A 6,414-nucleotide genomic window follows, 5' to 3' on the forward strand; every position below is an offset into this window, starting at 1 on the left:
CCCATCTGCGGTAGGCTTTCGACCTGCTGCCGGTGCACTCGCCGGCGACCGGGCTGTGGCGCAGTTTGGTAGCGCACTTGACTGGGGGTCAAGTGGTCGCAGGTTCAAATCCTGTCAGCCCGACGCACGTCAGAGGGATTTTCGGCCAGGCGCAACCACCCAGATTTCAGCGCTTACCCCAGTTGTTACCCCAATTGGGGTAAGCTGCGCCGCCATGGGCACACGCACGGCCAACGGCATCGGCAATATCCGCAAGCGTCCCAACGGAACGTGGGAGATGCGACTGTCCTACCTCGACGGGGACGGCACCCTCAAGCGGGTGAGCGTCTACGGCAAGACTCAGCGCGAGGTACGCGACAAGGCGAAGGCCGTTCGTGACCGTGTCGACAATGGTGCACCCGCCAACGACGACAAGATGGCTCTTGCCGCCTGGATGGCGCGGTGGCGCGAAACCACCCTGGCAGCTTCGGATCGCAAGGAAGCAACCCGGTCGCTGTACGCATCGCTGAGCCGCAAACACATCGAGGCCGGGGTGATCGGCCCGGTACCGCTAGCCAAGTTGCGGCCGTCCGATGTTGAGAAGCTGATCCTGGCGCTACGGTCGGCCAAGCTGGCCGACTCAACCATCCGCAGCATCTACACCGTGCTGCGCCTGGGCCTGGACGGTGCCGTCCGTGATGGGCTACTGGCACGCAACCCTGCCGCCTCAGTGCAACGACCAGGCGTCGCACGCAAGGAAGCGGCACACCTTGACCCGCAACAAGTCACGCAGCTCCTGGCGGCTGCTGAAAGCTCCCGTTATCACACGGCGCTGCTGCTGATCGCCGCAACCGGCCTGCGGCGCGGGGAGGCGCTGGCGCTGCGATGGTCCGACGACGTGGACTTGGATGCCGGTACGCTCCGTGTGCGCGATACTGTGCAGCGCATCGACGGGGAAGCTGTCGACCGGCCCAGTCAAGACAGACCGCTCTCGTCGCACGATCCCACTCTCACCGGCCCTGGTCGCCCTGCTGCGCCGCCACCGCGTCACCCAACTAGAGGAACGCATGCGGGCAGCCAACCAGTGGGCAGACACCGGCCTGGTGTTCACGACCGATCTGGGGCGCGTTGTCGAACCGCGAAACCTACTGCGGGTAGTTGAGGCTGCGGCCAAACGTATCGGCGCGGACAAGGTCGGGGCGCACACGCTGCGGCACTCAGCCGCGACAGCGTGGCTCGAAGCCGGGGTGCATATCCGGCAAGTCTCCGACCTGCTCGGGCACTCCTCCGTGGCAATCACCGGGGACGTGTACGGGCACGGGTCGGATCAGTCGGCGCGTGCAGCAGTCGACGGCCTGAGTGGAGTGCTCGGCCTCTAGGCGGCCGTCAGGGATGCGACGAACGCGTCAACGGACGCCTGGGTGATGAACGCACGGCGACCGATCTTGACGCGCTGAATGCTGCCGGTGTCGATGAGCTTATAAAGCAGGGTGAGGCCGATGCCGCCTAGCGCCGCCAGGGCTTGGGGGAGGCTGAGCAGCGATTGCTCCCGTTTGAGCGGTTCGTTCATTCCACCCTGATGGTCCTTACGCCGGAAGCCGTGTTCGTGCCGCTGTGCGCTACTCACGGCTCTAACAGAAGCACGCCGCTGAGGGCGTGAAACTGGTGCGAGGTCAGGGCCGTAATCGGCTGCCGTGTCGGTAGTCGCTGCGGTCATGGCTCATAGAGAAGCACACGATTCGGGGCGTGGAACGGGAAAGCGGGCCTCAGTTGACCCCTGTTGACATTTCGTATTGCGTCGGCTGCCAGAGTCTTTCGTTTGTCTACGGGCGACCCAGGGGCCAGGAATGGCCGTCCCGGCCAAAAGTGTGAGCTTAATCTCGCCGGAGCGTGCAGCGGGTCGCGGAACCAATACCGGGTGTGACCGAGCGACCCATTTTCACCAGTTGTGCCAGTTATGCCAGTTATGCCAGTCATGCCAACGTTGGCACAACTGGCACAGCTCAACGGTTTTCGTCCAGTTTCACGCTCGCTTTCGTGTGCAATGCTTGGTAAGTGATCGCAAGGCCTGCCTTTGTACCGCTGATTGTAGCGATCTGTGTGATACACTTAGAGCAGAGGACGAGACGGTATGTCTCCCTGGCGAATCCGCCGATCTACTCGTTTCCACCTTGGGGCAGAACCATGACTGATGAACGGCTTAACAAGCACGCCGCAGCCGAATACCTGAGCAGGACAGTGCCTGTCAGCCCGCGCACTCTCGACGCCTGGCGTGGTGCCGACAAGGGGCCATGCAGCCACAAGATCGCTGGGCGAGTCTTCTGGTTTAAGAGCGACTTGGACCAGTGGCTAACTGCAGAGTTCAGCAGCACTGCACGCGGTGGCGTGCGGTGACAGTATCACCGCAGTACTACATCACCGAATCCCCTTGGCTTATGAGCATCCAAATCGGGTGGGAGGAGAAAATATACAACACCGATCTGCCCTACTGGATGCGCGTCTTCGCCGTCGCTATGGCACGCAGCGAGCCGAACCTACACACTCAACTGCAGCCGGGAGAACTCGCGAGTCTGCTGGGCAAGCCGCAGCTCGACGGGACGCTCAAGCCAGTGGACCGCAGGGACTTGAACGACTACGTCAAGAAAGCCGTCAAGCTGCAGCTCCTGGATGAAACCTCAAGCGTCCGTTGCCTAGTCCTCCCGGCCTCCACTGCTGCTTGTCGGCGTCGGGGATACAACAAGCCGTGCCAGTACCACACGGGCGAGTCCTCAAAGATCAAGCGTCCGCTGGCGATCAAACAACCAGCTCTAACTCCTGTAAAGAGAGCTAATAGCAACGATGCGTTGCCGCATGTCACAAGCTGGGCTGTCGGGCAAGATACCCGACACTGTCGGGTCAAAACCAACCCCACTCCAGGATCGCGGGACATCTTGATGGTGAAGACGCAGGAAGCAGAAGTAGCGATAGCGTGAGCACAGCCCATATTCGAAGCGCGGAATGCCCACTCTGCCAGCGTCACATCTCCCTGCTGCGCGACGGCACATTCCGCCAGCATGGCCCCAAGAGTGACCAGTGCCTCGGTACGTACCGCACACCAGAGAGCGCCGCAACACTGATCCTGCCGCCGCTCAACGAGGACCAGCTCGCCATGATGAGCGAGTGCTGGCGGATCGGTGACTGGCGTCCCATCGAATTAGAGTTCGGCATTGTGTGCCCGCAGTACAACCTGCAGGGCAGGACGCCCGAGGAAGAACTGGGCGAACTGATCGGTGGCGTACGCCAATGGATCAGCACGCTGGTTGAACTGGCACATTCTCACGCTGCCAGGCGGGTGCCATGACCGCCGCAGACTGCACCGGCCCGTCCGCGCCAACCATCAACGTGCTGCCCGCCGAGGTCAACGCCGACATCGCCGGGAGGTCTGGTCGACCTCTACGCCGACGACAACGCCCCCACACTGCGCCAATTTGCATGGCGCGACTGAAACTTGCCGGAGAGAGCGCTGATCACACGCAGAACGTATCCGGGCGCTAGGGCAGTCGGGTACCCCCCCAGGCGATCCAAGATAGGCGGAAACCATGGCATGCAAGCAGACTGGCTGTGACCGGCGGGCACATTCCCGTGGCTGGTGCACAACGCACTACCGGCGGTGGCGTTCGGGCCAGCCTATGGACGCGCCTATTAGGCGCTACGCGAAGAGGGGCAGGCCGAAGCGGAAGAAGCCGTTCGCGGCTGAGTACGCGCTTCTGGCTGAGTTGGGACTGCGTCGCCGCTAGCGTCGCCCTTGGAGCCATCAGCGACCGTCATGAGTTCTTGGTATTCCATACCAGCAGCGCCATGACGGCCGAGGCCATCTCCTTGCCCGCCTGGAGGTCATCGTCGGGCGTGGGTCCGCGCCCATCCCAGCGAGCGAGTGCGTTGGTGAGTCTTTCGACAAGATCTGCGGGTGACTTGTGGTCCCGTGGTCTTCCTCTCAGTGGGGACCCATCATGCCGCCGCCCATCATGCCGCCGGGTCCCATCATGCCGCCGCAGCCCATCATCCCCTGCATCATTGCGGGCATTCCCTCGTTCACGAACCCACTAACCTCTCGGGCGTGTGCGCGGATGGTTTCCGTCAGGGCGGGATCATCGGCGGTTTCCTCGGCGATCACGCCCGTGGGTGTGATGGTCAGCTGGCGGCGGTAGCCGTTGGCATTTCGGAAGAGGGTAGGCAGAGTCTGGCTCATACAGGTGACCTCGACGCCCTGGTCGAGATGGGAGTACATGCTCGATACATGCGTATGGAGTTGCGCGGCGAGGTCCGGTGAACTCGATTGAGTGGTGGTACGGACGCCGCCGGGAATCTCCTCAACAGTGCGGCCGATCTCGCGATGCCGCATGAACATATCCATATAGAGGTTCATGTCCGCCATACCGACGCCCCCCATACACCCGTCGACGTTGGTGAGGCGGATACCTGTTGTGGGGGATTCCAAGATGCCGCGAAGGACATACCCCAGACCTAGGACACTGCCCGCTCCGAGTGCACCCAGCGCGGCGAGCGCCCCGCGCCGCGTCAACCTAGCCATCGTGGTCAGCGGTGTTCGTGCAGCAGCGTGACACGCCGCCGGTATTCGTCTTCATCTATCTCCCCGCGAGCGAAGCGTTCGGCGAGCACGTCCTCCGGACGCGACGGACCATAATTGGGAGGGCCGCTGGCGGTGTCGCGTGAACCGCCCACATAGCGGATGGCGAGGACGACGGCGGTGATCACTGCCGCCCAGAACAACACCATCACAGCGCCCATCAGAACCCAGCCGGCCCAGCCCCAGCCGTTCCCCCACATCCAGCCGTTGTACATCATCGCCGCATCCTCCGAACGCTTCCCTAGGCAACAACAGGTAACGTCAGGGTGCCCTCGGGCGGCGGCCTTTCCTAGGGCCGATAGCCCCTACCCTCGGGGGGTATGGGTGCGGCATCAAGGGAAAAATGACGGAAACACCTGAATCCAGGGTCGAACCGACCACCGTGACTGGGCAACCCCGGTACAACGACCGATATGACCGGCCTAGTCGGCTGAGTCAAGTCTTGGCATGGGTGGGCATCGTCGCCGGTGTCCTGTTCGTCGTCGCGGTGATCTTCTTCTCGGGGTTCTTCTTGGGCTGGTCCTCAGGCGGCCATCATGGCTGGCACCGGGGCTACGACGGCGACCGTAACGGCTGCTACAGCGGTCAGATGGGACCGGGCGGGATGATGGGACCGGGCGGAATGATGGGACCCGGCCAAATGGGGCCGGGTGGAACGATGGGACCGAGTCAGTCGCCAACAACGACGGCACCCAGCCCGCCGCGCCCGTAGCGCCAGCGGTGACTCAAAACGGCTTCAATGCCGTTGAGCGGGCGTTGCGCCATCAGACGTTCGGCACCCTGTCGACGCTGTCGGAGCAGGGTCGCCCGCATGCGACTGGTGTGGTCTACGCGGTGTCCCCGAAGGGCAAGCCCCTAATCCTCTACGTCACTACGAGGACGACTACCCGCAAGGTGCGAAACGTTCGGGCGCACCCCGACGTTGCGTTCGTAGTTCCGGTCTTCGGATGCTTCGCCGTAGCTCTGTCGCAGCCAGCTCTCGACCTGATGGCTACCCTTCGCGGGTAGAAATCCCTCCATCCGCCCGTCTCGAAAACGATGGGTTGATGCGACTGAGACTTCACGGCTGGCCGTGTGCTCGCTTCCTGGCTCAACGGCTCAATCGCTTGTCTTGAAAACCCATCTCATAACCGGTAGTATCAAAACCGGGAGCCTGATGGGATTATGAGACAAAGGAGCGCGATATGGCTATGATCGGGTACGCACGAGTCAGCACCACCGACCAGAATCCCCGACTTCAACTCGATGCACTGCGTGAGGCTGGGGCGACACGCGTCTTCACCGATCATGGCGTTAGCGGCTCAACGGCTTCCCGACCCGAGCTTGATGCCTGCCTCGACCATCTTCGCGAAGGCGATGTGTTCACCGTCTGGAAGCTCGACCGCCTCGGACGCAACACACAACACGTTCTCGCTGTCGTGGACCAGTTGACTTCCCGACGGATCGGATTCCGGAGCCTCACCGAAGGTCTACACACCGAAGGGCCGATGGGCAAAGCCATGCTCACCATCATGGCCGCCTTCGCCCAACTTGAACGCGACACCATGATGGAGCGGACCCGCGCCGGGCTGGCCGCTGCCGCAGCCAACGGGCGCAAGGGCGGACGCCCGCGCAAGGTCGACGACGCCGACGCTGCCAAAGCCCGTCAGCTCCGGGAGAAGGGCATCGCGGCCAGCGACATCGCGAAGATGCTGGGAGTCTCCCGCGCCACCGTCTACCGCTACCTCTCCGAGGCCCCGCCGCTCGTTGAGTGACTCCGGGCTGCTGCGCGACTCAAGTTCCGCGCCAGTTCGAGTGGTCGCGGGCAA

The 6,414-nt window shown here is 62.9% G+C and carries 9 protein-coding genes, 1 tRNA gene and 1 pseudogene; 8 read left to right on the top strand and 3 right to left on the bottom strand.

The genetic code is table 11. The features are described 5' to 3' along the window. Positions 1-49: 49 nt before the first annotated feature. The 3 genes and pseudogenes from ACLP9N_RS33835 to ACLP9N_RS33845 all read left to right on the top strand — a co-directional run bounded on the left by ACLP9N_RS33835 (position 50) and on the right by ACLP9N_RS33845 (position 1,358). Positions 50-123 (top strand) — tRNA-Pro (locus tag ACLP9N_RS33835). Positions 124-433: 310 nt separating this feature from the next. Continuing rightward, positions 434-850, top strand: a pseudogene (locus tag ACLP9N_RS33840) (site-specific integrase); the annotation flags it as partial. A gap of 37 nt (positions 851-887) precedes the next feature. Beyond that, positions 888-1,358, top strand: coding sequence for a tyrosine-type recombinase/integrase (locus ACLP9N_RS33845; protein ID WP_442411478.1), 471 nt, complete (start codon positions 888-890; stop codon positions 1,356-1,358). Here the strand turns inward: ACLP9N_RS33845 and ACLP9N_RS33850 are convergent. Beyond that, on the bottom strand, positions 1,355-1,549 hold the full coding sequence (locus ACLP9N_RS33850) for a helix-turn-helix domain-containing protein (protein WP_442411479.1): 195 nt from the start codon (positions 1,547-1,549) through the stop codon (positions 1,355-1,357). The genes ACLP9N_RS33845 and ACLP9N_RS33850 overlap by 4 nt on opposite strands. Positions 1,550-2,369: 820 nt before the next feature. On the opposite strand from ACLP9N_RS33850, the gene ACLP9N_RS33855 reads away from it, so the two are divergent. After that, positions 2,370-2,951 (top strand): hypothetical protein, encoded by a 582-nt coding sequence (locus ACLP9N_RS33855; RefSeq protein WP_442411480.1) that lies wholly within the window; start codon positions 2,370-2,372, stop codon positions 2,949-2,951. Beyond that, positions 2,948-3,319 carry a hypothetical protein gene (locus ACLP9N_RS33860; protein WP_442411481.1) on the top strand — a complete coding sequence of 124 codons (372 nt, stop codon included), beginning with the start codon at positions 2,948-2,950 and terminating at the stop codon, positions 3,317-3,319. The genes ACLP9N_RS33855 and ACLP9N_RS33860 overlap by 4 nt, the downstream gene beginning before the upstream one ends. A gap of 633 nt (positions 3,320-3,952) precedes the next feature. Here ACLP9N_RS33860 and ACLP9N_RS33865 read toward each other — a convergent pair. Both ACLP9N_RS33865 and ACLP9N_RS33870 read right to left on the bottom strand, forming a co-directional pair. Then, positions 3,953-4,549, bottom strand: a complete 597-nt coding sequence (locus ACLP9N_RS33865; RefSeq protein ID WP_442411482.1) for a hypothetical protein — start codon at positions 4,547-4,549, stop codon at positions 3,953-3,955. Positions 4,550-4,554: 5 nt separating this feature from the next. Continuing rightward, entirely contained in the window at positions 4,555-4,824 is a 270-nt protein-coding gene (locus tag ACLP9N_RS33870; protein ID WP_442411483.1) for an SHOCT domain-containing protein, read from the bottom strand. Between the two features lie 125 nt (positions 4,825-4,949). Between ACLP9N_RS33870 and ACLP9N_RS33875 the strand changes: the two genes are divergently transcribed. From ACLP9N_RS33875 to ACLP9N_RS33885, 3 genes are all read left to right on the top strand, one after another. Beyond that, positions 4,950-5,318 carry a hypothetical protein gene (locus ACLP9N_RS33875; RefSeq protein WP_442411484.1) on the top strand — a complete coding sequence of 123 codons (369 nt, stop codon included), beginning with the start codon at positions 4,950-4,952 and terminating at the stop codon, positions 5,316-5,318. 8 nt (positions 5,319-5,326) lie between these two features. Then, entirely contained in the window at positions 5,327-5,614 is a 288-nt protein-coding gene (locus ACLP9N_RS33880) for a pyridoxamine 5'-phosphate oxidase family protein (RefSeq protein WP_442411485.1), read from the top strand. A gap of 176 nt (positions 5,615-5,790) precedes the next feature. After that, positions 5,791-6,360: a recombinase family protein gene (locus ACLP9N_RS33885; protein WP_442411486.1), complete on the top strand. Its 570-nt coding sequence runs from the start codon at positions 5,791-5,793 to the stop codon at positions 6,358-6,360. Positions 6,361-6,414: the final 54 nt, after the last annotated feature.

It is taken from the genome of Mycobacterium sp., from assembly GCF_052144515.1.
In the GTDB taxonomy this organism is placed as follows: domain Bacteria; phylum Actinomycetota; class Actinomycetes; order Mycobacteriales; family Mycobacteriaceae; genus Mycobacterium.

What these genes read in the sequence shown, in the direction of transcription:
- ACLP9N_RS33845 (WP_442411478.1), top strand. Translation starts at nt 888, where the DNA reads ATGCCGGTACGCTCCGTGTGCGCGATACTGTGCAGCGCATCGACGGGG.
- ACLP9N_RS33850 (WP_442411479.1), bottom strand. Translation starts at nt 1,549, where the DNA reads ATGAACGAACCGCTCAAACGGGAGCAATCGCTGCTCAGCCTCCCCCAA.
- ACLP9N_RS33865 (WP_442411482.1), bottom strand. Translation starts at nt 4,549, where the DNA reads ATGGCTAGGTTGACGCGGCGCGGGGCGCTCGCCGCGCTGGGTGCACTC.
- ACLP9N_RS33870 (WP_442411483.1), bottom strand. Translation starts at nt 4,824, where the DNA reads ATGATGTACAACGGCTGGATGTGGGGGAACGGCTGGGGCTGGGCCGGC.
- ACLP9N_RS33875 (WP_442411484.1), top strand. Translation starts at nt 4,950, where the DNA reads ATGACGGAAACACCTGAATCCAGGGTCGAACCGACCACCGTGACTGGG.
- ACLP9N_RS33885 (WP_442411486.1), top strand. Translation starts at nt 5,791, where the DNA reads ATGGCTATGATCGGGTACGCACGAGTCAGCACCACCGACCAGAATCCC.